At 57.3% G+C, this 24,380-nt stretch carries 24 protein-coding genes; 16 read left to right on the forward strand and 8 right to left on the reverse strand.

Features of this window, described 5'->3' with window-relative positions; all coding sequences use genetic code 11:
• Positions 1 to 72 precede the first annotated feature (72 nt).
• The 7 genes from FND52_RS16245 (at position 73) to lldD (ending at position 8,233) form a co-directional block, all read left to right on the forward strand.
• Complete coding sequence (locus FND52_RS16245) at positions 73 to 1,992, forward strand: PTS mannitol transporter subunit IICBA (protein ID WP_144131878.1); 1,920 nt, start codon at positions 73 to 75, stop codon at positions 1,990 to 1,992.
• Between the two features lie 105 nt (positions 1,993 to 2,097).
• Entirely contained in the window at positions 2,098 to 3,246 is a 1,149-nt protein-coding gene (mtlD, locus tag FND52_RS16250) for a mannitol-1-phosphate 5-dehydrogenase (RefSeq protein WP_144131880.1), read from the forward strand.
• Entirely contained in the window at positions 3,243 to 3,833 is a 591-nt protein-coding gene (mtlR, locus tag FND52_RS16255) for a mannitol operon repressor MtlR (RefSeq protein ID WP_125292823.1), read from the forward strand. Before mtlD ends, mtlR begins: the two co-directional genes overlap by 4 nt.
• Before the next feature lie 56 nt (positions 3,834 to 3,889).
• Positions 3,890 to 4,252 (forward strand): YibL family ribosome-associated protein, encoded by a 363-nt coding sequence (locus FND52_RS16260; RefSeq protein WP_144131882.1) that lies wholly within the window; start codon positions 3,890 to 3,892, stop codon positions 4,250 to 4,252.
• A gap of 338 nt (positions 4,253 to 4,590) precedes the next feature.
• A complete protein-coding gene (gene lldP / locus FND52_RS16265) occupies positions 4,591 to 6,246 on the forward strand; it encodes an L-lactate permease (protein WP_144131884.1) in 1,656 nt (551 codons plus the stop codon).
• Positions 6,243 to 7,025 carry a transcriptional regulator LldR gene (gene lldR, locus FND52_RS16270; protein WP_125292826.1) on the forward strand — a complete coding sequence of 261 codons (783 nt, stop codon included), beginning with the start codon at positions 6,243 to 6,245 and terminating at the stop codon, positions 7,023 to 7,025. Before lldP ends, lldR begins: the two co-directional genes overlap by 4 nt.
• Complete coding sequence (gene lldD, locus FND52_RS16275; RefSeq protein WP_144132048.1) at positions 7,025 to 8,233, forward strand: FMN-dependent L-lactate dehydrogenase LldD; 1,209 nt, start codon at positions 7,025 to 7,027, stop codon at positions 8,231 to 8,233. The genes lldR and lldD overlap by 1 nt, the downstream gene beginning before the upstream one ends.
• Positions 8,234 to 8,266: 33 nt before the next feature.
• Here the strand turns inward: lldD and FND52_RS16280 are convergent, their stop codons facing one another.
• The 3 genes from FND52_RS16280 to sodA form a co-directional block, all read right to left on the reverse strand.
• Positions 8,267 to 9,646, reverse strand: coding sequence for a Fic family protein (locus FND52_RS16280; RefSeq protein ID WP_144131886.1), 1,380 nt, complete (start codon positions 9,644 to 9,646; stop codon positions 8,267 to 8,269).
• Between the two features lie 80 nt (positions 9,647 to 9,726).
• Positions 9,727 to 10,416, reverse strand: coding sequence for a 6-hydroxyaminopurine reductase (gene yiiM, locus FND52_RS16285; RefSeq protein WP_167509370.1), 690 nt, complete (start codon positions 10,414 to 10,416; stop codon positions 9,727 to 9,729).
• A 69-nt stretch (positions 10,417 to 10,485) separates the two neighbouring features.
• Positions 10,486 to 11,106: a superoxide dismutase [Mn] gene (sodA, locus tag FND52_RS16290; RefSeq protein ID WP_144131890.1), complete on the reverse strand. Its 621-nt coding sequence runs from the start codon at positions 11,104 to 11,106 to the stop codon at positions 10,486 to 10,488.
• A gap of 286 nt (positions 11,107 to 11,392) precedes the next feature.
• On the opposite strand from sodA, the gene FND52_RS16295 reads away from it, so the two are divergent.
• Both FND52_RS16295 and rhaT read left to right on the forward strand, forming a co-directional pair.
• Positions 11,393 to 12,814, forward strand: coding sequence for an L-fucose/L-arabinose isomerase family protein (locus FND52_RS16295; RefSeq protein WP_144131892.1), 1,422 nt, complete (start codon positions 11,393 to 11,395; stop codon positions 12,812 to 12,814).
• A gap of 198 nt (positions 12,815 to 13,012) precedes the next feature.
• On the forward strand, positions 13,013 to 14,047 hold the full coding sequence (gene rhaT, locus FND52_RS16300; protein WP_125292831.1) for an L-rhamnose/proton symporter RhaT: 1,035 nt from the start codon (positions 13,013 to 13,015) through the stop codon (positions 14,045 to 14,047).
• Here rhaT and rhaR read toward each other — a convergent pair.
• Positions 14,044 to 14,907 carry an HTH-type transcriptional activator RhaR gene (gene rhaR / locus FND52_RS16305; RefSeq protein ID WP_144131894.1) on the reverse strand — a complete coding sequence of 288 codons (864 nt, stop codon included), beginning with the start codon at positions 14,905 to 14,907 and terminating at the stop codon, positions 14,044 to 14,046. The two genes, rhaT and rhaR, sit on opposite strands and share 4 nt — an antisense overlap.
• A gap of 136 nt (positions 14,908 to 15,043) precedes the next feature.
• Positions 15,044 to 15,880, reverse strand: coding sequence for an HTH-type transcriptional activator RhaS (gene rhaS / locus FND52_RS16310; RefSeq protein ID WP_144131896.1), 837 nt, complete (start codon positions 15,878 to 15,880; stop codon positions 15,044 to 15,046).
• Between the two features lie 289 nt (positions 15,881 to 16,169).
• Here rhaS and rhaB point away from each other — a divergent pair, with 289 nt between their 5' ends.
• Genes rhaB through rhaM form a run of 5 tightly spaced genes read left to right on the forward strand, consistent with a single transcriptional unit; the run spans position 16,170 to position 21,250 of the window.
• A complete protein-coding gene (gene rhaB / locus FND52_RS16315) occupies positions 16,170 to 17,639 on the forward strand; it encodes a rhamnulokinase (RefSeq protein WP_144131898.1) in 1,470 nt (489 codons plus the stop codon).
• A complete protein-coding gene (rhaA, locus tag FND52_RS16320; protein ID WP_144131900.1) occupies positions 17,636 to 18,895 on the forward strand; it encodes an L-rhamnose isomerase in 1,260 nt (419 codons plus the stop codon). Before rhaB ends, rhaA begins: the two co-directional genes overlap by 4 nt.
• Before the next feature lie 58 nt (positions 18,896 to 18,953).
• Entirely contained in the window at positions 18,954 to 19,778 is an 825-nt protein-coding gene (gene rhaD / locus FND52_RS16325) for a rhamnulose-1-phosphate aldolase (protein WP_144131902.1), read from the forward strand.
• Between the two features lie 12 nt (positions 19,779 to 19,790).
• Positions 19,791 to 20,939 (forward strand): lactaldehyde reductase, encoded by a 1,149-nt coding sequence (gene fucO / locus FND52_RS16330; RefSeq protein WP_144131904.1) that lies wholly within the window; start codon positions 19,791 to 19,793, stop codon positions 20,937 to 20,939.
• Positions 20,936 to 21,250, forward strand: a complete 315-nt coding sequence (gene rhaM, locus FND52_RS16335; protein WP_144131906.1) for an L-rhamnose mutarotase — start codon at positions 20,936 to 20,938, stop codon at positions 21,248 to 21,250. Before fucO ends, rhaM begins: the two co-directional genes overlap by 4 nt.
• A gap of 32 nt (positions 21,251 to 21,282) precedes the next feature.
• On the opposite strand, the gene FND52_RS16340 is transcribed toward rhaM, so the two are convergent.
• Positions 21,283 to 21,831, reverse strand: coding sequence for a helix-turn-helix domain-containing protein (locus FND52_RS16340; protein WP_125292839.1), 549 nt, complete (start codon positions 21,829 to 21,831; stop codon positions 21,283 to 21,285).
• Positions 21,832 to 21,933: 102 nt separating this feature from the next.
• Between FND52_RS16340 and FND52_RS16345 the strand changes: the two genes are divergently transcribed.
• Both FND52_RS16345 and FND52_RS16350 read left to right on the forward strand, forming a co-directional pair.
• Positions 21,934 to 22,593, forward strand: a complete 660-nt coding sequence (locus FND52_RS16345; protein WP_144131908.1) for an AzlC family ABC transporter permease — start codon at positions 21,934 to 21,936, stop codon at positions 22,591 to 22,593.
• The gene (locus tag FND52_RS16350) at positions 22,593 to 22,916 is read left to right on the forward strand and encodes an AzlD domain-containing protein (protein ID WP_144131910.1); all 324 of its coding nucleotides are present in this window, start codon (positions 22,593 to 22,595) and stop codon (positions 22,914 to 22,916) included. Before FND52_RS16345 ends, FND52_RS16350 begins: the two co-directional genes overlap by 1 nt.
• 39 nt (positions 22,917 to 22,955) lie before the next feature.
• Here FND52_RS16350 and FND52_RS16355 read toward each other — a convergent pair whose 3' ends face one another.
• Positions 22,956 to 23,165 carry a YdgH/BhsA/McbA family protein gene (locus tag FND52_RS16355; protein ID WP_002435430.1) on the reverse strand — a complete coding sequence of 70 codons (210 nt, stop codon included), beginning with the start codon at positions 23,163 to 23,165 and terminating at the stop codon, positions 22,956 to 22,958.
• 188 nt (positions 23,166 to 23,353) lie between these two features.
• Complete coding sequence (gene fdhD, locus FND52_RS16360) at positions 23,354 to 24,181, reverse strand: formate dehydrogenase accessory sulfurtransferase FdhD (protein WP_144131912.1); 828 nt, start codon at positions 24,179 to 24,181, stop codon at positions 23,354 to 23,356.
• Positions 24,182 to 24,380: the final 199 nt, after the last annotated feature.

Here is a 24,380-nt window from a genome sequence, read left to right on the forward strand (position 1 = left end):
CTACCTCTGCCGCCACGTTCACAATAAACCTCGGGCCGCAAGCCTGCGCGTAAACATAAGAAGGGGTGTTTTATGTCATCCGATATCAAGATCAGAGTGCAAAGCTTTGGTCGTTTTCTAAGTAACATGGTAATGCCAAACATCGGCGCATTTATCGCCTGGGGTATTATCACGGCGCTGTTTATTCCCACCGGATGGTTGCCGAACGAAACGCTGGCGAAACTTGTCGGCCCGATGATCACCTATCTGCTGCCGCTGTTGATCGGTTACACCGGTGGCCGTCTGATTGGCGGTGACCGCGGCGGCGTGGTCGGTGCCATCACCACCATGGGCGTGATTGTGGGCGCGGATATGCCGATGTTCCTCGGCGCAATGATTGCCGGTCCGCTGGGCGGCTGGGCGATTAAACATTTCGATGGCTGGGTAGACGGTAAGATCAAATCCGGTTTTGAAATGCTGGTGAACAACTTCTCCGCTGGCATCATCGGTATGATCCTGGCGATTCTGGCGTTCCTCGGCATTGGCCCGATGGTTGAAGTGCTGTCTAAAGCACTGGCGGCAGGCGTTAACTTCATGGTTGTCCATGATATGTTGCCGCTGGCGTCCATCTTCGTTGAACCGGCAAAAATTCTGTTCCTGAACAACGCGATTAACCACGGCATCTTCTCGCCGCTGGGTATTCAGCAGTCTCATGAACTCGGCAAGTCTATCTTCTTCCTGATTGAAGCTAACCCGGGCCCGGGTATGGGTATCCTGCTGGCGTACATGTTCTTTGGTCGTGGTAGCGCCAAACAGTCTGCGGGCGGTGCGGCAATCATCCACTTCCTGGGCGGTATCCACGAAATTTACTTCCCGTATGTGCTGATGAACCCGCGTCTGCTGATCGCCGTAATCCTCGGCGGTATGACCGGCGTGTTCTGCCTGAGCGTGCTGGACGGCGGCCTGGTTTCTCCGGCTTCTCCGGGTTCTATCCTGGCGGTACTGGCCATGACCCCAAAAGGTGCCTACTTCGCTAACCTGGTGGCGATCTTCGCGGCAATGGGCGTATCCTTCGTGATCGCAGCCATCCTGCTGAAAACCAGCAAGGTGAAAGAAGAAGACGACATTGAAGCCGCTACCCGCCGTATGCAGGATATGAAAGCACAGTCCAAAGGCGCGGCGACTCCGCTGTCTGCTGGCGAAGTGACTAACGACCTGAGCCACGTGCGTAAAATCATCGTGGCCTGCGACGCCGGTATGGGCTCCAGCGCCATGGGCGCAGGCGTGCTGCGTAAGAAAGTGCAGGATGCGGGTTTGACCAATATCTCCGTGACCAACAGCGCGATCAACAGCCTGCCGTCTGATGTGGATGTGGTCATTACCCACCGCGATCTGACCGAGCGTGCGATGCGCCAGGCTCCGCAGGCCCAGCATATTTCGCTGACCAACTTCCTGGACAGCGGCCTGTACACCAGCCTGACCGAACGTCTGGTTGCCGCGCAGCGTCATACTGACAACGAAGCGAAAGTCCGCACCAGCCTGCAGGACAGCTTTGACGCCAACGACACCCACCTGTTTAAGCTGAGCGCGGAAAACATCTTCCTGGGCCGCACCGCGAGCCACAAAGAAGAAGCGATTCGCTTTGCCGGCGAGCAGCTGGTAAAAGGCGGCTACGTGCAGCCAGAATACGTGGATGCGATGCTGGAGCGTGAGAAACTGACCCCGACCTATCTGGGTGAGTCCATCGCGGTACCGCACGGCACCGTAGAAGCGAAAGATCGCGTACTGAAAACCGGCGTTGTCTTCTGCCAGTACCCGCAAGGCGTGCGTTTTGGCGAAGAGGAAGACGATATTGCCCGTCTGGTTATCGGCATCGCGGCCCGCAACAACGAGCACATCCAGGTCATCACCAGCCTGACCAATGCGCTGGATGATGAAACCGTGATTGAGCGTCTGGCGAATACCTCCAGCGTTCAGGAAGTTCTCGACCTGTTAAGCGGTAAGAAAGCGTAATTCCTTTCCCTCTCCCTTCACGGGAGAGGGTTTGGGTGAGGGGCACGACGTTCGGCTCTTCACCCCAACCCTCTCGGGTGATTCAAATTTAGGAAGGTTCAGACAATGAAAGCATTACATTTTGGCGCAGGTAATATTGGACGTGGTTTCATCGGCAAACTGCTCGCAGATGCGGGTATCAGCCTCACTTTCGCCGATGTAAACCAAACCGTCCTGGATGCGTTGAACGCGCGTCACAGCTATCAGGTACACGTTGTCGGCGAAAACGAACAGGTCGACACGGTATCCGGCGTGAACGCGGTCAGCAGCATTGGCGACGATGTGGTTACGTTGATTTCTGAAGTGGATTTAGTCACCACGGCGGTCGGCCCGGTGGTATTAGAGCGCATCGCGCCCGCCATCGCCAAAGGCCTGATGATGCGCAGAGCCAACGGCAACACCGCCCCGCTGAACATCATCGCCTGTGAAAACATGGTGCGCGGCACCAGCCAGCTGAAAGGCCACGTGATGGCGGCGCTGGCGGCTGACGATCAGGAGTGGGTGGATGAGCATATCGGCTTTGTGGACTCCGCCGTTGACCGCATCGTTCCGCCGTCCGAATCCGCCACCAACGATCCGCTGGAAGTCACGGTAGAAACCTTCAGCGAGTGGATTGTCGATAAAACCCAGTTTAAAGGCGATTTGCCAAACATTCCGGGCATGGAACTGACCGACAATTTAATGGCGTTTGTCGAGCGCAAACTCTTCACCCTTAACACCGGGCATGCTATAACCGCGTACCTCGGAAAACTGGCGGGTCATCAGACCATTCGCGACGCTATTCTCGATGAGAAAATCCGCGCTGTGGTGAAAGGTGCGATGGAAGAGAGCGGCGCGGTGCTGATTAAGCGCTACGGTTTTGATGCCGATAAACATGCGGCATACATCCAGAAAATCCTCGGTCGTTTCGAAAACCCGTATTTGAAAGACGACGTTGAGCGCGTGGGCCGCCAGCCGCTGCGTAAGCTGAGCGCGGGCGATCGTTTGATCAAACCGCTGCTGGGCACGCTGGAATACGGTTTGCCGCACGATAACCTGGTGCTGGGGATTGCCGCCGCGATGCACTATCGCAGCGAACAGGACCCGCAGGCCCAGGAGCTGGCGCAGTTGCTGGCAGAGAGAGGCCCGCAGGCAACGCTGGCTGAGATCTCCGGTCTGGATGCCAACAGCGAGGTTGTGGCAGCGGCAGTTAACGCGTACAACGCGCAACCATGATGTGTCCGGGTGCGGTGCAATCCGCACCCGTTTTTAGATTGTCAGATATGCAGGCAAAAATGGAAGAAACACAGGCTTTTGAAAACCGTGTGCTTGAGCGTCTGAATGCTGGCAAAACCGTCCGAAGCCTGTTAATCGCCGCGGTAGAATTACTGACCGAGGCGGTTAATATCCTGGTGCTTCAGGTCTTCCGCAAAGATGACTACGCGGTGAAATACGCCGTTGAGCCCCTGCTGGACGGCGACGGCCCGCTGGGCGATCTCTCCGTGCGATTAAAACTCATCTACGGCCTTGGCGTGATCAGCCGCGCCGAATATGAAGACTGCGAGTTATTAATGGCGCTGCGCGAAGAGCTGAATCACGACGGCAACGAATACGCTTTCACTGACGATGAAATCCTCGGCCCGTTTGGCGAACTGCACTGCGTCAGTGCCCTGCCTCCCGCGCCGGTTTTTGACGTTGGCGGCGATCCGGCGCTTAACGCGATGCAGAAACAGCGCTACCAGCAAATCGTCCGCTCCACCATGGTTCTCTCCCTGACTGAGCTTATCTCCCGGGTAAGCTTAAAAAAAGCCTTCCAGAAGTAAGCCTGCGCACAATAGTGTATCCTTGTAGTTAATTCCCACAGTTTTGAGTCATCATCATGAAAGAAGTCGAAAAAAACGAAATCAAACGTCTTAGCGATCGTCTGGACGCCATTCGCCACCAGCAGGCAGGCCTGTCGCTGGTTGAGCACGCGGATAAATACGCCGAGCTGGACAAAGAAAAAGAAACCCTGGAAACCGAAATCGCCCGTCTGCACGGGGTGGTCAGCCAGAAGCTCAGCAAAGAAGCGCAAAAGCTGATGGATATGCCCTTTAAGCGCGCCATCACTAAAAAAGAGCAGGCCGATATGGGCAAGCTGAAAAAAAGCGTCCGCGGCCTGGTGGTGGTTCACCCGATGACGGCGCTGGGCCGGGAAATGGGTCTGAAAGTCATGACCGGCTTTGCGAAGAGCGAGTTTTAACGTTCTCTCATCCTGCACCAGGGGCAAACGCTGGTGCAGCGCATTTTTCTGCTTCTTCCTCCAGTCGTTGTTCTCCTCTCCTCCTGATAAATCACCTTAAACGCAAGCCTGAATGCGGTCTAATTGGCCCAACCAATTCGCAAAAATTTCCCCTCAAAAATCACAAAGCCACAAAATACCCGTTACCACCACATTGCATACAAGCAACATTTGGTTAACCATTCATCGACACCAACCCTACATCACACTATTGGTAGGACCACATTTACAAATAACGTGACGCAAAGCCGAGCGGAGACTCCTTGCGTAAGCGCATTTGCGGTCCTCGGGAGAATTGCATGAGCCTTTGGCAACAAAACTACGATCCGGCTGGCAACATTTGGCTTTCCAGTCTTATCGCATCGTTACCGATCCTGTTTTTCTTCTTCGCGCTGATTAAGCTGAAGCTGAAAGGCTATGTCGCTGCGTCCTGGACCGTGGCGATCGCGCTGGCGGTTGCGCTGTTCTTCTACGAGATGCCTGCGGATAACGCGTTTGCATCGGTGATTTACGGCTTCTTCTACGGCCTGTGGCCGATTGCCTGGATCATCATCGCGGCGGTGTTTGTCTACAAAATTTCGGTAAAAACCGGGCAGTTCGACATCATCCGTTCATCAATACTGTCGATTACTCCGGACCAGCGCCTGCAAATGCTGATCGTCGGCTTCTGCTTCGGGGCCTTCCTTGAAGGGGCTGCGGGGTTCGGCGCGCCGGTAGCGATTACCGCCGCCCTGCTGGTGGGCCTCGGCTTTAACCCGCTGTACGCCGCCGGGCTGTGCCTGATTGTTAACACCGCGCCGGTGGCATTTGGCGCGATGGGCATCCCGATTCTGGTGGCAGGCCAGGTGACCGGTCTGGACAGCTTTGAAATCGGCCAGATGGTGGGCCGCCAGCTACCGTTCCTGACCATCATCGTGCTGTTCTGGATCATGGGAATTATGGACGGCTGGCGCGGCATTAAAGAGACCTGGCCTGCGGTGATGGTCGCAGGCGGCTCCTTCGCTATCGCCCAGTACCTCAGCTCCAACTTTATCGGCCCGGAACTGCCGGACATTATCTCCTCGCTGGTTTCGCTGGTGTGCCTGACCCTGTTCCTGAAGCGCTGGCAGCCGACGCGCATCTTCCGCTTCGGCGATATGGGCGCATCGGTGGTCGATCAAACGCTGGCCCGTAAAAATTACACCGCTCGCCAGGTGATTCGCGCATGGTCGCCGTTCCTGTTCCTGACTGCGACCGTCACGCTGTGGAGTATCCCGCCGTTTAAAGCGCTGTTCGCCCCTGGCGGCGCGCTGTACGACATGGTGATTAACGTTTCCGTGCCGTATCTGGATAAACTGGTTGCCCGTATGCCGCCGGTGGTCAGCGCCGCCACGCCGTATGCTGCGGTGTACAAATTCGACTGGTTCTCCGCCACCGGCACCGCGATCCTGTTCGCCGGGCTGATCTCCATCGTCTGGCTGAAAATGAAACCCGCTGCGGCGATCAAAACTTTTGGTGAAACGCTGAAAGAGCTGGCGCTGCCGATTTACTCCATCGGGATGGTTCTGGCCTTCGCCTTTATCTCCAACTATTCGGGGCTGTCGTCTACGCTTGCCTTAGCGCTGGCGCACACCGGTTCGGCGTTCACTTTCTTCTCGCCGTTCCTCGGCTGGCTGGGGGTATTCCTGACCGGGTCGGATACCTCGTCTAACGCCCTGTTCGCCGCGCTTCAGGCCACCGCCGCGCAGCAGATTGGCGTATCGGATGTATTGATGGTCGCCGCCAACACCACTGGCGGGGTCACCGGCAAAATGATTTCGCCGCAGTCCATCGCCATCGCCTGCGCCGCCGTAGGGCTGGTGGGCAAAGAATCGGATCTGTTCCGCTTCACGGTGAAACACAGCCTGATCTTTACCTGCATGGTGGGCGTGATCACCACGCTTCAGGCCTATGTCTTAACCTGGATGATTCCATGACGATAACCACGCTGCGCCTGGCTGACCAACTGGTCGAGCGTATTCAGGCGCTGATCGCGGACCAGCAGCTCGACGGCGGGATGCGCCTGCCGTCCGAGCGCCAGCTGGCGGTGATCCTCGGCGTCTCGCGCAATAGCGTGCGCGAGGCGATACAGATTTTGATTCGCGAAGGCACGCTGGTCAGCCGCCGGGGTGGCGGCACCTTTGTGCGCTATCAGCTTGAGCCGTGGTCGGAACAACGCATCGTCCAGCCGATTAAAACGCTGCTGGCGGACGATCCGGGCTATCGCTATGACATTCTGGAAGCCCGCCACGCCATTGAGGCCAGCACCGCCTGGCACGCGGCGCTACGCGCCACCGACGCGGATAAAGAGAAGCTGCGCTACTGCTTCGACGCCACGCTGAAGTTTACCGAGCGCGATGACCCGGATCTCGCCGCCCAGGCCGACGTGCGATTCCACCTGGCCGTGGCGGAGGCTTCGCACAACGTGGTGCTGCTCCAGACCATGCGCGGCTTTTTCGATCTGCTGCAATCCTCGGTGATGCAGAGCCGCCAGCGCATGTACCTTGAACCGCCGATTTTTTCACAGCTCACCGAACAGCACCGCGAGGTGCTGGACGCCATTTTAGCCGGGGATGCCGAGCGGGCGCGCAAAGCCGTCACCCATCACCTCGGCTTTGTCCATTCCACCATTAAACGTCTTGATGAAGATGTGGCGCGTCAGGCGCGAGTCACCCGCCTGCCCGACATCGACGACAATCCCAGGGAGAACGAATGATGATTATTTCCGCCGCCAGCGACTACCGCGCCGCCGCCCAACGTATCCTGCCGCCGTTCCTGTTCCACTACATCGACGGCGGGGCCTATGCCGAATATACCCTGCGCCGCAACGTGGAAGATCTGTCGCAAGTCGCTCTGCGCCAGCGGGTACTGAAAAATATGTCCGACCTGAGCCTCGAAACAAAGCTGTTCGACGAAACCCTGTCGATGCCGGTGGCGCTGGCACCGGTCGGGCTGTGCGGCATGTACGCGCGGCGCGGCGAAGTGCAGGCGGCGAAAGCGGCAGACGCCAAAGGAATCCCCTTTACGCTGTCCACCGTATCGGTATGTCCGATTGAAGAAGTCGCGCCGAAAATTCAGCGCCCGATGTGGTTCCAGCTGTACGTGCTGCGCGATCGCGGGTTTATGCGCAACGCCCTGGAGCGCGCCAAAGCGGCGGGCTGCTCAACGCTGGTGTTTACCGTGGATATGCCGACCCCTGGCGCGCGTTATCGCGACGCGCACTCCGGGATGAGCGGCGCCAATGCGGCGATGCGCCGTTACTGGCAGGCGGCGACCCATCCGCAGTGGGCGTGGGACGTAGGTTTGCACGGTCGCCCGCACGATTTAGGCAATATCTCCGCCTATCTCGGCAAGCCCACCGGGCTGGAAGATTACATCGGCTGGCTGGCGAACAACTTCGACCCGTCGATATCCTGGAAAGACCTGGAGTGGATCCGTGAATTCTGGGACGGCCCGATGGTGATTAAAGGCATTCTCGACCCGGAAGACGCCAAAGACGCGGTGCGCTTCGGCGCAGACGGGATTGTGGTCTCTAACCACGGCGGCCGCCAGCTCGACGGCGTGCTCTCCTCGGCACGCGCGCTGCCCGCCATTGCCGACGCGGTGAAAGGCGATATCGCTATTCTGGCCGACAGCGGCATTCGCAGCGGTCTGGATGTGGTGCGAATGATCGCCCTGGGCGCGGATACCGTACTGCTGGGCCGCGCTTACCTCTACGCGCTGGCGACCCACGGCCAGGCGGGCGTGGCGAATCTGCTGAATCTGATCGAGAAAGAGATGCGGGTCGCGATGACCCTGACCGGCGCGAAATCGATTAAAGAAATCAGCCGTGATTCGCTGGTACCGGACCCGGAATTTACTTCGGTGCTGGCATCGTTGCCAGCCTCCAGCGCCAGCGTGTCGAAGCGCGTGGATGCAGCGTAAAGCTGGGTCGCGCTCAGGGATGAGTACAGAAAATCACCAGTCCTGAGCAGACGCGGCTTTATCGTTTTTCCCGCGCCACTTTTTAAGTTCATGCAAATTACGCGGTGAAAGATAGACGTTGCCTTTCCCCTCTTTCATCGCTTTCATCAGGCCCAGCGCAGTGAGTTTCTTTAAATCCTCGCGGGCCGTATTTTCTGATACGCCCATCCGCGCACAGACTTCCGCAGCGGTAAACAAAATGCCGGGTTGATTAATGGCGATGGTTGCTAAATCGCGCTGACGGGCGTTAATCTGGCTAAAAATCCCTGAGTCATATAACCAGGCGCGCAACTCAACGCGGGTATGAATAAACTGTTGAATATAATCCAGATATTCTTGAACGGCGCGTGACACAATCTCACACTGATAGTTGACGAAATAGGTTAAATCCATCTCATCAGTTTCAGAGTAAAGATAAGCGCGCACATATTTGGCCGGTGCGTTTTTTAACAATTTCGAGATTGAGATATAGCGGAACGCGGTATAGCCACATTTCAGCATATACCAGTAAAACATTGCCCTGGCGGTTCTGCCGTTACCGTCTTTAAAAGGATGCAAATAGCCAATCATAAAATGAATAATGCAGGCTTTTACCAGCGGATGGAGATAGGTTTCATCGTCTGCGCTTTCATGGGGCGTATTGATAAACATGCATAAACATTCTAGCGCGTCGGGTAGCGTGTCCGCGTCAGGAGGCGTATGGATCACATTGCCCTGATGATCGGCGACGACAATCTTATCGTTCGCCGTTCTGAGCTGTCCGGGGGTATATTTATCATCGCTGATACCCGCAATGGCCACCCGATGCAGCGCCTGTATTTCTTCTACGTTAAACGGCGCACTTCCCCGCCCGGAGACATAATTCATCATGCGGTAATTCCCCATGATCATTTTCTCGCCCTCGTCGCGCGGCATGCGCCCAACTTTAAGCATTTCCAGCGCCACCCGGCTGGTTGTGGCCGCGCCTTCCAGCTGACTGGAGGCAATGGCCTCAGCCAGCGTTAACTCATCCATTAAATAATCTGCCGCGTCGAATTTTTCATAGCGTTCGGTTTCAGCCGCGGACGAGGTTAAGCGATCAACGACAGAACACGATTTTTGAATCAGCGCGGTTACATTAATCCGGGGGATGCAATTTTTGACCGACAGATCTCGGGTACGTAATAAGGGAAGTTGCGTGGCGGAAATCCGGCGCGCCATCACGATATGTTGCCAAAGGGAAATTAATTTTTCCGGGTCGCGGATGCGGCGCTTGAGTTGATCGTAATGCAGGTATGGCGTGCCTTTAAGACGGTAGTCCACCAGATATTCCATGATGAACTTTGGCGTCATACCGCTAAGGGGCAACCGCTGCGGCGGTGGGGTAACCTTCACGCTTCACCTCAAAATCAACTGAAATTGAGGTGATGATGGGCTTAAAACAGTCACTAAACAAGCGCCAGGCTAAAAAAACATCACCCCGCTGGCCTTACACTCCCCCACAACCGACGCGAATAATCCTCGATTTGTCCTGAAATACGGCGCTTTTGCATGGTTCGGGTCCAACTCACCGATAACCCAGCCGCGCTTAACAGGCGATGATACTGATCATCGTCAAACGGCATATGCCAGGCAATAGCGGCGGCGTCGCGGATGCTGACGTCGCTGGTACGGGATGCCAGTTCAAGCGGCGCATCGGCGCTGACCACACCGGCCTGGACCACGCGATATAACCAGCCGGTGCGCGCGGTTTGTTGCATCAGCAATGACAAATCGCTGATGGCAAAATGAAAATTCACCTTGAAGCATGGCGAGCGCGGCTGGGTGACCTGAATCAGCGCCTCGCCCCAGCGAAAAATATCGCCGATGTAGACGTTCTCTTCGGTCAGCCCGACGGTTGAGAGGTTTTCGCCAAACGCCGGGGCGATAAACCGATCCGCCTGCGCCGGGAACTCGCGCGCCCACTGGGCGTAATGCTCGCGAGGATAATGACAAAGCGCGCGATCCGGGCCGCCGTGGATCACTTTTTCCGCCTGCTGATCGCCTTCCAGACCCAAATCGGTCAGGGTTAACGCGCCTTCGACCTGAACTTTAGCGATGGCGCTGGGGCGGCTGCCGGGGTAATCACGCACCTGCCCGATGTAAATGTCTGCGGGATAATGCATCTGCTGCTCCTTATGCGGATACAAAAAAAGCGAGCCTCAGGCTCGCTTTATCACTGCAATATTGCAACCTTATTTTTTGGCAGCAAAACGTGCAGCAGCTTCGTCCCAGTTCACCACTTCCCAGAAGGCTTTGATGTAGTCAGGACGTTTGTTCTGATATTTCAGGTAGTAAGCGTGTTCCCACACGTCCAGGCCCAGGATCGGGAAACCGGATGCGCCGGAGATCGCTTCACCCATCAGCGGGCTGTCCTGGTTTGCGGTAGAGACCACAGCCAGTTTGTCACCCTGCAGTACCAGCCACGCCCAGCCGGAGCCGAAGCGAGTTGCCGCTGCTTTTTCGAAATCTTCTTTGAATTTTTCCACGGAACCGAAATCGCGCTCGATGGCCGCTTTCAGGTCGCCCTGCAGGGTAGTGCCGGTTTTCAGGCCTTTCCAGAACAGGCTGTGGTTAGCGTGGCCGCCTGCGTTGTTGCGCAGTACGGTTTTCTTGTCAGCCGGAACCTGATCCAGTTTAGCGATCAGTTCTTCTACCGGCAGGTTAGCGAACTCAGGCAGGGATTCCAGCGCTGCGTTAGCGTTGTTGACGTAGGTCTGGTGGTGTTTGGTGTGATGGATTTCCATCGTTTGCTTATCGAAATGCGGTTCCAGGGCGTCGTAAGCGTAAGGCAGGGATGGCAGTGTATAGCTCATTTTTCATCTCCATTATTGTCGGGCGGCAAACGGACCTTTTCAGAACCGGTGTGTTAACGCCGCGTAATCAGTGGGATCATTATAGTTAATTAAATGATATTGAAAATGTTTATCAATGCCGCATTTATTATAAGGTTATTCACAACAGGAATAAGTCAGTTTGCGAGGAGCTTCACAGCAATAACGGTTTTTCTGCCAGGTACTTATCGTCGTGGCAAAAATACGAAGGTAGCCACCCGGTAAACCGGCCATAGTCGATGCTCCTCATGTTCCCTGGAGCAACAAAATGACGATAAATATCGCACTTTTTGGGATTGGTCTGGACACCTACTGGCCGCAGTTTCACGATCTCGAACAGCGTCTGACGGGCTATCTGGCGCGCATCCACCAGCGCCTTTCCTCCCCTGACCGCCATATCATCAATGGCGGTCTGATCGACAGCGTTAATAAAGCCGATGCCTTTGCTGCCGAACTCAACAGCCAGCCGGTTGATGTCATTTGCCTCTATATCAGTACCTATGCGCTCAGCGCTACGGTGCTGCCGCTGGTGCAGCGTATCAACAAGCCGGTGATGATTCTGGCGCTTCAACCTGAACCCGGCCTGCCCTATAGCGCCATTCGCGCCCTTGCCGATCGCGGTGCTCGTACTGGTGAGTGGCTGGCGCATTGCCAGGCATGCAGCGCGCCGGAGCTGGCGAACGTATTTAATCGCGCCGGTATTCGCTATCAGCTGTTAGTCGGCGCGCTGGAAGGTGACGACGCCGTGTGGCAGGAAACCGACGCGTGGCTTGACGCGGTGAAAGTGCAGCGGGCGCTGGCGGCTGCGCAAGTAGGCGTGCTGGGGCACTACTATGACGGCATGGTGGATGTGTACAGCAATATGACTAATCTGTCGGCCAGGCTCGGCGTGCGCTTTAAGCCGCTGGAGATGTGCGAGGTCGCCGAGTACCGGGAAAACGTCACGCTGGCCCAGACCCAGGCCAAATGGCAGGAGCTGGAGCAGGCGATGCATATCGATCCGGCCTGCGAACAGACGGAGCTGGATCGCGCGGTACAAACCGCCTGCGCGCTGGATGCGCTGGTGGAAAATAACCAGCTGGCGGCGCTGGCCTATTACTACGAAGGACGCAACGGCAACGCCTACGAAAACATCATTACCTCCGTGATCATGGGGACCACGCTGCTCACCGGGCGCGGCATCCCGGTGGCGGGCGAGTACGAAATCAAAAACGTACTGGCGATGAAAATCATGCAGCTGCTGGGCGCAGGCGGTTCGTTCTCGGAACCCTATGGGATCGAATTTCAGGATGATGTGGTGCTGTGGGGCCATGATGGGCCGGCGCATCCGCTGATGGCGGACGGCGAGGTACGGCTGGTGCCGCTGCCGGTCTATCACGGTAAACCCGGTAAGGGCGTGTCGATTCAGATGACGGTCAAGCCCGGCCCGGTCACGTTCCTGTCGGTGGTGGAAGACGCAGAGAACCGGGTGATCCTGCAATATGCCGAAGGCGAAGCCGTAGCGGGCGAAACGCTCGATATCGGCAATACCAATAGCCGCTACCGCTTCCCCGTCAGCGCCCGGGAGTTTACCACCCGCTGGAGCCTCGGCGGCCCGTCACATCACTGCGCCATTGGCATTGGCCATCAGGGCGCGCTGCTGGAAAAACTTGCCTGGCTGCTGGCCATCCCGGCGGTGAAAATCGCCTGACTCCTCCTCCTCCCGGCGCGAGCCGGGAGGAGAAAATTCGAACTGTGATCCCGGTCTTACCCACCCGCTGTTTTTTGCCATTTATGATGTGCGCGCGGCAGTTGCCCGAAGGTAGCGCTTTCCCTGGATCCCTAAACTCGTCGTCATTGGGGGGTGTGCTCGAACCCCTGGCCATTCGACAAAATGAGGAATTAAAGAATGAGTAACGCAATAACGATGGGGATCCTCTGGCACCTTATTGGCGCGGCCAGCGCCGCCTGTTTTTACGCCCCTTTTAAACAGGTAAAAAACTGGTCATGGGAAACCATGTGGTCAGTGGGCGGGATAGTTTCGTGGATCGTGCTGCCCTGGGCAGTCAGCGCCGCGCTGCTGCCTGATTTCTGGTCCTACTACGGTTCGTTTAGCGCCTCCACGCTGCTGCCGGTATTCCTGTTCGGCGCGATGTGGGGCATCGGTAACATCAACTACGGCCTGACCATGCGCTATCTCGGCATGTCGATGGGCATCGGCATCGCCATCGGTATCACCTTAATCGTCGGCACCCTGATGACGCCAATCCTTAACGGCAAGTTCGGCGTACTGGTCGGCACCCCTGGCGGACAGATGACGCTGCTCGGCGTGTTTGTGGCGCTGATTGGCGTCGCGATCGTAACCCGCGCGGGCCAGCTCAAAGAACGCCAGATGGGCATTAAAGCCGAAGAGTTCAACCTCAAAAAAGGGCTGATTCTGGCGGTAATGTGTGGGATTTTCTCCGCCGGGATGTCGTTTGCGATGGATGCGGCCAAACCAATGCATGAAGCCGCAGCCGCATTAGGCGTCGATCCGCTGTATGTCGCTCTGCCGAGCTACGTGGTCATCATGGGCGGCGGCGCGGTGATTAACCTTGGCTTCTGCTTTATCCGCCTGGCGAAAGTGCAGAACCTGTCGGTCCGCGCAGACTTCTCGCTGGCTAAGCCGTTAATTATCAGCAACGTGCTGTTCTCAATGCTGGCCGGTTTGATGTGGTACTTGCAGTTCTTCTTCTACGCCTGGGGCCACGCCAAAATCCCGGCGCAGTACGATTATATGAGCTGGATGCTGCACATGAGCTTCTATGTGCTGTGCGGTGGCCTGGTCGGGTTGATTATGAAAGAGTGGAAATCGGCGGGACGCCGTCCGGTTGGCGTACTGAGCATCGGTTGCGTGGTGATTATCATCGCCGCCAACATTGTGGGCCTGGGGATGGCGAACTAACCCTCCCGCACGCCCTCGCGTTTTAACCATTCATGACACTGCTGACGCCACAACCGTGGCGTCACGCCCGTTTCACGGGTAAACACCACCGAAAAATAGTTACTGTCCTCAAAGCCGCAGCGCGAGGCAATATCGCCAATCAGCATCTCAGTATGACGCAGCAAATATTGCGCCTGGCAGATCCGCAACTGGCGCAGATAATGGTTGATGGTCATTCCGGTTTGCTGGCGAAAGCGCTGGCGCAGCGGGCGCTCTTGCACCTGGTGGCGCTGGCAAAACGCCTGTAAATCAAAGGGGTTATTGACGCTATTGTCCAGCGCGGCAATCAGCAGATCCAATATCTCTCCCTGGCCTGGCGCGCCAGCGCTGTCTGGCTGATAGCGATGACGACGCAGCGTAATGCACAGCTGGAGAAACAGGCTCTCGCTGAGGGTACGCGACAGCGCATCATCTTTCGGGCTTTCATGTTCGAGCTGGCTGATAATTTGCCGCGCCTGGGCGATGCCCTGGCTGTTCAGCCGCCAGCGCGGGTTAAGCTCCTGCGGTTTCAGTAACGCGTCCCAGTCCACATTGAGCGTGAGCCGTTCCGGGCAATAAATAATATTGTGCAGCACCAGATCGTGCACCGATTCATAGCTGTGGCGATCTTCCGCTTTGATATAAAACAGATCGCCACAGGTGATGCGCCAGGGCCGGTCGTTAAGAACGTGCAGGCCGTTGCCGCGCCACACCATCACCAGTTCGCAAAAATCGTGGGTATGTTCAGCGAACACATTCTGCGGGTAGCGATCCGCCACCGCCACCGGCTGCATGGGCGAAGCGAAAAAATCGGCTTTTTTGAGGATCAGCTGAGCGGCCAATATTTGCCCCCGGAGTGAGTCAAAATGGAAGTACGCAAGTCACCCGCCGCGCAACCTGTCAGGGCGGCGCGGCGGGCCTGGACGCAATCGGAAATTATTGAATTTCCGGAGACAAAAAACGGTGATGCCGTTCGCGTTACTGGAGCTGGCGATCGCGGCCCTGGCGAATATCACGCGGAGAGAAACAAAATTCACGCTTAAACAGGGTGGAAAAATGGTTACTGTCGCCGAAACCACACTGATACGCGATATCCGTAACGCTTTCCTCGCTGTGGCGCAGCAGGTGGCGGGCGCGCATCAAACGCAGCCGGTTCAGATAACGCTGAGGCGTCAACCCGGTTTGCTGCTTGAGCTGGCGATGCAGGGTTCGCAGCGATAAATCAAACTGCTCAGCCAGCGTCTCCCAGCAGACCTCGCTGGAAAAGTGCTCCTCCAGCCAGCCGATCATCATATTCAGCCGGTTATCCGCGCCAGCGGACTGGTCGGTGAGACTGCCTTTGCGGATTTGAATCAGCAACTGCATAAACAGGATTTCACGCTGGGCCAGGCTATGGGTGTCGCTGGCATTTCCTAATACTTCCAGATCGGCCAGAAGATTTTTCACCTGCGCCAGTACCTGCGACGGCACACGCCAGTGCGACGGGTAAATACCGTCCTGCTCCTGGGGCAGCAGTTTATCCAGCCCGGCGAGAAAGCTGAACGCGTCGGGCGAACGATAGAGGACGTTGGTCAGGCACAGATTTTCGGTATGTTCGAACAGATGCCTGTCGCGATCGCGCACAAAGCACACCGAACCGCCGCTCAGGGTATAGGGCTGACCATTAAAAATATGCGCCCCGGTGCCATGCTCAACAATAACGATTTCATAAAAATCATGGTGATGCTCCGGGAAAGCCGACTGCGGCAAGCGTGGTTCAATCGCCACGGTCGCGGCGCTACACGGGAAAAAATCGCTGCATGTTAAGACGGTCATTTTCACCTCCCACCAATGAAATTTCGCTTGATAGTAGATAACCGCCCCACCCTGCACCTTAATTTTTCGACGCTAAACGGCGCAAATTGTGTTCGTTTTTTAAGAATCCACGGGAAAGATCGGGAATTGCGGCAAGGCTCACAACCTGCCTGAAATGCAAACTGTGAGTTCACTCACGTTCACCTTTGACTTCTTGCCAGCGCGGGTTTGACGTTGTCAGTGGCGAGAAGGTGACGCGCCAGGCTTCTTTTTAGACTGATGGGCAATGATTCAGATAAGGATTCCCATCATGTCTATTCGACATAGCGTTGCGGTTGATCTGGGCGCTTCAAGCGGCCGCGTGATGCTGGCGCGCTTCGATACCGCCAGCCGCGATCTGCAATTAAAAGAGATCCACCGCTTCACCAACGCGCTGATCCGCGACGGGCAGTTTGACTGCTGGGACGTGGACGCGCTGGAAAGCGAAATTCGTTTCGGCCTGCAAAAAGCCTGCGAACAGGGCGTCGCCATCGACAGCATTGGTATTGATACCTGGGGTGTGGATGTGGTGCTGCTGGATGCACAGGGCCAGCGCGTCGGCCCGGCAGTGGCCTATCGCGACAGCCGCACCGACGGCATCATGCAGCAGGCGTGCGAATCCCTGGGCCGTGAAGAGATTTATCGCCGCACCGGCATTCAGTTTTTGCCTTTCAATACCCTGTACCAGCTGCGCGCGCTGACCCAGCAGCAGCCGGAGCGGGTGGAGAGCGTGGCGCATGCCCTGCTGATGCCCGATTACCTGTGCTATCGCCTGACCGGGGTGATGAACTGGGAGTACACCAACGCCACTACCACCCAACTGGTTAATATCAATACTGATAGCTGGGACGATACGCTGCTGGAATGGGCGGGCGTACCGGCAAGCTGGTTCGGCAAACCGAGCCATCCGGGGAGTGTGGTCGGCCATTGGGTGTGTGCCCAGGGCAACCGTATCCCGGTAGTGTCTGTAGCCACCCACGACACCGCCAGCGCCGTGATCGCCGCGCCGCTGGAGGGCAAAGACGCCGCGTATCTCTCTTCCGGCACCTGGTCGTTGATGGGCTTTGAGAGCAAAACGCCTTATGCCCACGCCGATGCGCTGGCTGCCAATATCACCAATGAAGGCGGTGCGGAAGGCCGCTACCGGGTGTTGAAAAACATCATGGGGCTGTGGCTGCTCCAGCGCGTCACCAAAGAGCACAACATCACCGATCTGCCTGCGCTGATTGAACGCGCCCGCCAGCTACCAGCCTGCCGCTGTGTGATCAACCCGAACGACGATCGGTTTATCAATCCGCACAACATGAGCAAGGAAATCCAGGCCGCGTGCCGGGAGAGCAATCAGCCCGTCCCACAAACCGAGGCGGAACTGGCGCGCACCATTTTCGATAGCCTGGCGCTGCTGTATGCCGATGTGCTGCACGAACTGGCGCGGCTGCGCGGCAAGCCGTTTACCCGCCTGCATATTGTTGGCGGCGGCAGCCAGAACCATTTTCTCAACCAGCTGTGCGCTGATGCCTGCGGGCTGCCGGTTTCCGCCGGGCCCATTGAAGCCTCAACCCTTGGCAACATCGGCTGCCAGCTGATGGCGCTGGACGACATCTCTGACGTCGACGACTTCCGCCAGGTGATCAAACAGACCAGCTCACTCACCACTTTTACGCCCAATCAACATAGCGAAATTGCCCGCGTTGCTGCGCAGTTTCAGCAAACCCATCAAACAAAGGAGCTTTGCGCATGACTACTTCTATTAATCAGGCATGGGAACTGGCTAAACAGCGTTTTGCCGCCGTTGGCGTTGATGCCGAACAGGCTCTCGCGGCCCTCGATCGTCTGCCGGTTTCCATGCACTGCTGGCAGGGCGATGACGTCGCCGGTTTCGAAAACCCGGAAGGCTCGCTGACCGGCGGCATCCAGGCCACCGGAAACTATCCGGGCAAAGCGCGTAACGCTACCGAGCTGCGCGCCGATCTGGAGCAGGCGATGAGCCTGATCCCTGGCCCGAAACGCCTGAACCTGCACGCGATCTATCTGGAATCCGATACCCCGGTAGAGCGCAACGCCATTAAACCGGAGCACTTCAAAAACTGGGTGGAGTGGGCCAAAAAACAGCACATTGGCCTCGATTTCAACCCGTCCTGCTTCTCGCATCCGCTGAGCGCCGACGGTTTTACCCTGTCCCACGCTAACGATGAAATCCGTCAGTTCTGGATCGACCACTGCAAAGCCAGCCGCCGCATTTCCGCTTACTTCGGCGAACAGTTGGGTACCCCGTCAGTGATGAACATCTGGATCCCGGACGGCATGAAAGATGTGCCGGTTGACCGCCTTGGCCCGCGCCAGCGCCTGATCGCCGCCCTGGACGAAGTCATCAGCGAGAAGTTCGACGATGCCCACCATATCGACGCCGTTGAAAGCAAACTGTTTGGCATTGGCGCAGAAAGCTACACCGTCGGCTCCAATGAGTTCTATATGGGCTACGCCGCCAGCCGCCAGACCGCGCTGTGCCTCGACGCGGGTCACTTCCATCCGACCGAAGTGATTTCCGACAAGATTTCCGCCGCCATGCTGTATGTGCCGCGCCTGCTGCTGCACGTCAGCCGCCCGGTACGCTGGGACAGCGACCACGTGGTGCTGCTGGATGATGAAACTCAGGCCATCGCCAGCGAAATCATTCGCCATGACCTGTTCGACCGCGTGCATATCGGCCTCGACTTCTTCGACGCCTCGATTAACCGCATCGCGGCGTGGGTTATCGGCACTCGCAACATGAAAAAAGCCCTGCTGCGCGCCCTGCTGGAACCCACCGATCACCTGCGCAAGCTGGAGCTGAACGGCGATTACACCGGTCGTCTGGCGCTGATGGAAGAGCAGAAATCCCTGCCGTGGCAGGCGGTGTGGGAGATGTATTGCCAGCGCAACGATACCCCGGCGGGCAGCGAATGGCTGGAAAGCGTCCGCGCCTACGAAGAAAGCGTTCTGCGCAAACGCGCATAACGCGCAACGACTCAGGTTCACAGGGGCCGCTGGCTGGCCCCGTAAAGGAAACAACACTATGCAGACTATTATTAATTCCTGGTTCGTTCAGGGCATGATCAAAGCCACCACCGACGCCTGGCTGAAGGGCTGGGACGAGCGCAACGGCGGTAACTTAACGCTGCGCCTGGATGAGGCGGATATCGCGGATTATCAGGCCGATTTCCATACCAAACCGCGCTATATCGCTCTCAGCCAACCGATGCCGCTGCTGGCGAACACGCCGTTTATCGTCACCGGCTCCGGCAAATTCTTCCGCAACGTGCAACTGGCCCCGGCGGCCAACCTCGGCATTGTAAAAATCGACAGCGACGGCGCGGGTTATCACATCCTGTGGGGTCTGGAAGAGAGCGCGGTGCCGACCTCTGAGCTTCCGGCGCATTTCCTGTCCCACTGCGAGCGCATCAAAGCTACCCAGGGCAAAGACCGCGTGATTATGCACTGCCACGCCACCAACCTGATTGCGCTGACCTATGTGCTGGAAAACCGCACCGACGTCATCACCCGCAAACTGTGGGAAGGCAGCACCGAGTGCCTGGTGGTGTTCCCGGACGGCGTAGGCATTCTGCCGTGGATGGTGCCGGGCACCGATGAAATCGGCCAGGCCACCGCGCACGAAATGAGCAAGCATTCGCTGGTACTGTGGCCGTTCCACGGGGTTTTCGGCAGCGGCCCGACGCTGGATGAAGCCTTCGGCCTGATTGATACCGCCGAGAAATCCGCCGAAATCCTGGTGAAAGTGATCTCCATGGGCGGCATGAAACAAACCATCTCCCGCGATGAGCTGATCGCGCTGGGCAAACGCTTTGGCGTTACCCCGCTCGCCAGCGCGCTGGAACTGTAAAGGAAGACAGCCATGAGCTTTTTATTAGCATTGCCGAAAATCAGCCTGCACGGCGCAGGCGCGATTGGCGATATGGTCAAACTGATCGCCGGGAAAAAATGGGGCAAAGCGCTGATCGTCACCGACGGTCAGTTGGTGAAAATGGGCCTGCTGGACAGCCTGTTTACCGCGCTGGACGCCCATCAGCTTTCATACCAGCTGTTTGATAAGGTGTTCCCTAACCCGACAGAAGCGCTGGTGCAGCAGGGTTTCGCCGCGTTTAACGAGGCGCAGTGTGATTACATCATCGCTTTCGGGGGCGGCAGCCCGATTGATACCGCCAAAGCGGTGAAGATTTTGACCGCCAATCCAGGGCCATCCACCGCTTACTCCGGCGTTGGCAAAGTCACTCATCCGGGCGTGCCGCTGGTGGCGATTAACACTACCGCCGGTACGGCGGCGGAGATGACCAGCAACGCGGTGATCATCGACAGCGAACGCCAGGTAAAAGAGGTGATTATCGACCCGAATATCATCCCGGATATCGCTGTGGATGATGCCAGCGTGATGCTGGATATCCCGGCTGCCGTCACTGCCGCAACCGGTATGGACGCCCTGACCCACGCGGTGGAAGCCTATGTCTCGGTGGGCGCGCATCCGCTGACTGACGCCAACGCGCTGGAAGCCATCCGTTTAATCAGCCAGTGGCTGCCGCAGGCGGTGGACAACGGTCACAACCTGCAAGCGCGCGAAATGATGGCGTACGGGCAGTATCTGGCGGGAATGGCGTTTAACAGCGCTGGGCTTGGCCTGGTGCACGCGCTGGCGCATCAGCCGGGCGCGACTCATAACCTGCCGCACGGCGTCTGCAATGCGATCCTGCTGCCGGTGATTGAGAATTTTAACCGACCGAACGCCGTGGCGCGTTTTGCGCGCATAGCCCAGGCGATGGGCGTGGATATTCACGGATTAACCGACGAGCAGGCCAGCCATAAGGCCATCGAAGCGATCCGCACCCTGTCGGCCCGCGTCGGCATTCCGTCAGGCTTCGCTGCACTGGGCGTGACTAATGCAGATATCGAAGACTGGCTGGATAAAGCGCTCGCCGACCCGTGCGCGCCGTGCAACCCGCGTACCGCCACCCGTGAAGAAGTGCGGGCGCTGTACCTGGAGGCGTTATGATCCGCAAAGCCTTTGTGATGCAGGTGAACCCCGATGCCCATGAAGAGTATCAACGCCGCCATTCGCCGATTTGGCCAGAGCTGGAGGCGGTTCTTAAGCAGCACGGTGCTCATCACTACGCTATTTATCTCGATGCACAGCGTAACCTGCTTTTTGCAACCGTAGAGATCGAGTCAGAAGCCCGCTGGAACGCGGTGGCGGAGACCGAGGTATGCCAACGCTGGTGGAAACATATGTGCGACGTGATGCCGAGCAATCCGGATAACAGCCCGGTGAGTGAGGAACTTAAAGAGGTGTTTTACCTGGAGTGAGTCAATTAGCCCGGCAAAAAAGCCGGGCTTTTTTAATTCTGTTCCGCTACCAGCAGAGCCTGGGTATCCGGCTCCAGCGCCTTAAAGATGTGCTGGCGATCGGCGGGATAGCAGATGTAATCCCCCTCGCCTAACTCCTCCGGCGCTTCCGTCAGCCCCACCATCGCGCGCCCCTTCGTCACGATAATATGCTCAACCGACCCCGGCGGATGCGGCTGGGAAATACGATCGGCTCCCGGCTGCGTCAGCAGTAAATACACGTCGCGCCGCGCCCCCGGCGGACAAGCGGCCAGCAAGATCGCCTGATAGTTGGCCTCTCCGGCGATGACTTTCATCCCCTCGCCACGGCGGATCACCTGCGTGGTAGGCAACTGCGGCTCCAGCAGGCGGGCAAACGGAATATCCAGCGCCACGCACAGCGACCACAGGGTTTCCAGGCTAGGGTTGCCGTTGCCAGACTCCAGCTGGGACAGGGTGGATTTAGCGATCCCGGCGCGGCGGGCGATTTCCGCCAGCGACAGCCCGGTACGCAGGCGTTCCCGCACCAGGCTTTTGGCGATAACGCTGATTGGCTGCGTCATAAAACGGCCTCTTGTTCGATAAAACGAACGAATCGTTCATCTTGATTAACTATTCGGATGCGTTCATTATAATGGATAAACGTTCGATATGGCTAAAAGTGTATGAAACATCCCTTCTCTTCCCTCAAAGGCGACACCATCAAAGCGATCCTACTGGTTTGTCTGGCCGTCGGCGTCGTGGGCATGTCCTACGGCTCGCTGGCGATGGCGTATGGCTTCCCGATTTGGGTGCCGTTTGTGCTATCGGTATCGGTACTGGCAGGCGCGTCGGAATTCCTGTTTATCGGCATTGTCGCCAGCGGCGGTAACCCACTGGCCGCGGCAGCGGCAGGATTGCTGGTTAACGCGCGGCATATTCCGTTCGGCGTAACGGTGCGCGATCTGGTGGGTAAACGCGCCGCCAGTTATCTGGGCTGCCATATCATGAATGATGAAAGCGTGGTGTTTGGCCTGTCGCAGCCGACCCCGGAACAGCGCAAAGCCGCCTACTGGCTGTGCGGCCTCGGCGTGGCGATTATCTGGCCGCTGGGCGCGCTGCTCGGCGCGGGCGTCGGCAAACTGTTGCCCGCGCCGGAAACCATCGGCCTGGACGCGGTCTTCCCCGCCATCCTGCTGGCTCTGGTGGTTCCGGCCTTTAAGAATCGCACCACCCTGATCCGCGCCTGTAGCGGCGCGGCGATTTCCCTTGCCGCCGTGCCTTTCGCCCCCGTCGGGCTGCCGGTTTTACTGTCGCTGTTTGGCTTACTGACGAGGAAGAAATAATGGAAAAAATGTCGCTGTTTATCGTCGGGATTGCAGTGCTATCGGCAGGTACTTATCTGATGCGCCTCGGCGGGGCGAAGCTCGGCAGCCGGCTGGCGCTGTCGGAACGCGCCCAGGCGCTGCTTTCCGACGCGGCAACGGTGCTGCTGTTTTCAGTCGCACTGGCAACCACGTTTTATGAGGGCGAACACTTTGCCGGGATGGCGCGGGTGCTGGGCGTGGCGTTTGCGGTGTTCCTCGCCTGGCGCAAAATGCCGTTAATCGTGGTGATTATCGCGGCGGCGGCGATCACGGCGCTGCTGCGCCTGGCGGGCATTAACTAAAAAAGCGCCCTCAGGCGCTCTTTCGACAGTATCAATCGCTTACTTAGTCAGTACGGCAGTCATATGGACCTGGTTGCCGGTAAACGCTTCGGTGATTTTATACGATGCGCCCGCTTCCTGAGCCTGAGCGGCAATTTTTGCTTCTGCGCTATCCATGGTGGTGCCGGTTGCGGTCACGGTCTGTGCAGCAAAGGCGCCAAAAGAAGTAGCCAGAGCGATAGCAGCAACAAAAGTTTTGATGTTTTTCATAAGATAATTCCTTCAGGTTGTTTGGTTAAGTAAGGCGTTTTGCCTTGATGTGATAAATGATAGAGCTGAAGGAGGGAATTAAAAAGCGGAACATTTTGCGAATATCATTCAAATAAATTGAATTACTTTTAGGGGCTTTTCCATAAGGCGTAGACCGAAATAAGCCGCCCTCAGGCGGCTTATACGAATCACGAAAAGATACGCTGCGGATGGGTATAAACCGTGGCCCGACCCTGTTTGGCGAAGCCCACCAGCGTCAGATTGCAGCGCTGCGCCACCTCTACCGCCAGCGTGGTTGCGGCAGACACCGCAATCAAAATCTCGACGCCGCACAGCGCCGATTTCTGCACCATCTCATAGCTGGCGCGGCTGGAAACCAGCACCGCGCCATCGCACCAGCCTTCGCGCGCCCGGCGGCCCATCAGTTTATCCAGCGCCACATGACGGCCAATATCTTCGTGCCCGCCGAGCATATCGCCCTGTGGGTTTAACCACGCCGCTGCATGGGTGCAGCCGGTGATCTGCCCGATGGGCTGCACGCCGCGCAGCTGGCTGACCACGCTGTCGAGGTTATGGAGGTTAAAGGTCTGGGTAAATGGCAGCGGCGCAACCGGCCTGCCGATATCGTTAAGCTGCTCGACGCCGCAAACGCCGCAGCCGGTGCGGCCCGCCAGCGCGCGGCGGCGCGCTTTCAGCCCCATAAAGCGGCGGCTGGACAGCTCGATTTGCACTTCGATACCGTTGCAGCTGTTAACAATATCCATCCCGAAAATATCCTGGGGGGAGTCAATAATGCCTTCCGATAGTGAAAAGCCCAGCGCAAAAAGCTCAAGATCTTTCGGCGTCGCCATCATCACCACATGGGAAATGCCGTTGTAAACCAGCGCAACGGGAACCTCTTCCGCCAGCCAGTCGCTTTTCGGGTGAGCTAAATCATCGTGCTTCCACAATTCACACTCGCGCACGCCGGTGAACCCGGTCACATTTTCAACACTATCAAGAGGATTGTTATTCACTTTTTGTTAACCGTATTGGAACAGCCTTAACACTATTGTGGTATTCTGGGGGGACTTTCCCTCCTTGCAGGAGGGTTAATCCAGCAATTCTGAACCTTTGCGGATACAACCGCAAAATAAAAACAAAGACCCAATGAATTTCGTGCGCAGGATAGCGAAAAACGGCGGGGAAGTGACAATGTCAAAACAAGGAGCGATC

Origin of the sequence: Atlantibacter subterraneus (assembly GCF_007570865.1) — a bacterium.
Classification (GTDB): domain Bacteria; phylum Pseudomonadota; class Gammaproteobacteria; order Enterobacterales; family Enterobacteriaceae; genus Atlantibacter; species Atlantibacter subterraneus.

What these genes read in the sequence shown, in the direction of transcription:
- FND52_RS16260 (WP_144131882.1), top strand. Translation starts at nt 3,890, where the DNA reads ATGAAAGAAGTCGAAAAAAACGAAATCAAACGTCTTAGCGATCGTCTG.
- fucO (WP_144131904.1), top strand. Translation starts at nt 19,791, where the DNA reads ATGAGCTTTTTATTAGCATTGCCGAAAATCAGCCTGCACGGCGCAGGC.
- yiiM (WP_167509370.1), bottom strand. Translation starts at nt 10,416, where the DNA reads ATGCATTATCCCGCAGACATTTACATCGGGCAGGTGCGTGATTACCCC.
- rhaD (WP_144131902.1), top strand. Translation starts at nt 18,954, where the DNA reads ATGCAGACTATTATTAATTCCTGGTTCGTTCAGGGCATGATCAAAGCC.
- FND52_RS16340 (WP_125292839.1), bottom strand. Translation starts at nt 21,831, where the DNA reads ATGACGCAGCCAATCAGCGTTATCGCCAAAAGCCTGGTGCGGGAACGC.
- rhaS (WP_144131896.1), bottom strand. Translation starts at nt 15,880, where the DNA reads ATGACCGTCTTAACATGCAGCGATTTTTTCCCGTGTAGCGCCGCGACC.
- FND52_RS16295 (WP_144131892.1), top strand. Translation starts at nt 11,393, where the DNA reads ATGACGATAAATATCGCACTTTTTGGGATTGGTCTGGACACCTACTGG.
- lldP (WP_144131884.1), top strand. Translation starts at nt 4,591, where the DNA reads ATGAGCCTTTGGCAACAAAACTACGATCCGGCTGGCAACATTTGGCTT.
- FND52_RS16350 (WP_144131910.1), top strand. Translation starts at nt 22,593, where the DNA reads ATGGAAAAAATGTCGCTGTTTATCGTCGGGATTGCAGTGCTATCGGCA.
- lldD (WP_144132048.1), top strand. Translation starts at nt 7,025, where the DNA reads ATGATTATTTCCGCCGCCAGCGACTACCGCGCCGCCGCCCAACGTATC.
- mtlR (WP_125292823.1), top strand. Translation starts at nt 3,243, where the DNA reads ATGATGTGTCCGGGTGCGGTGCAATCCGCACCCGTTTTTAGATTGTCA.
- FND52_RS16355 (WP_002435430.1), bottom strand. Translation starts at nt 23,165, where the DNA reads ATGAAAAACATCAAAACTTTTGTTGCTGCTATCGCTCTGGCTACTTCT.
- rhaT (WP_125292831.1), top strand. Translation starts at nt 13,013, where the DNA reads ATGAGTAACGCAATAACGATGGGGATCCTCTGGCACCTTATTGGCGCG.
- rhaB (WP_144131898.1), top strand. Translation starts at nt 16,170, where the DNA reads ATGTCTATTCGACATAGCGTTGCGGTTGATCTGGGCGCTTCAAGCGGC.
- rhaM (WP_144131906.1), top strand. Translation starts at nt 20,936, where the DNA reads ATGATCCGCAAAGCCTTTGTGATGCAGGTGAACCCCGATGCCCATGAA.
- lldR (WP_125292826.1), top strand. Translation starts at nt 6,243, where the DNA reads ATGACGATAACCACGCTGCGCCTGGCTGACCAACTGGTCGAGCGTATT.
- FND52_RS16345 (WP_144131908.1), top strand. Translation starts at nt 21,934, where the DNA reads ATGAAACATCCCTTCTCTTCCCTCAAAGGCGACACCATCAAAGCGATC.
- sodA (WP_144131890.1), bottom strand. Translation starts at nt 11,106, where the DNA reads ATGAGCTATACACTGCCATCCCTGCCTTACGCTTACGACGCCCTGGAA.
- mtlD (WP_144131880.1), top strand. Translation starts at nt 2,098, where the DNA reads ATGAAAGCATTACATTTTGGCGCAGGTAATATTGGACGTGGTTTCATC.
- rhaA (WP_144131900.1), top strand. Translation starts at nt 17,636, where the DNA reads ATGACTACTTCTATTAATCAGGCATGGGAACTGGCTAAACAGCGTTTT.
- FND52_RS16245 (WP_144131878.1), top strand. Translation starts at nt 73, where the DNA reads ATGTCATCCGATATCAAGATCAGAGTGCAAAGCTTTGGTCGTTTTCTA.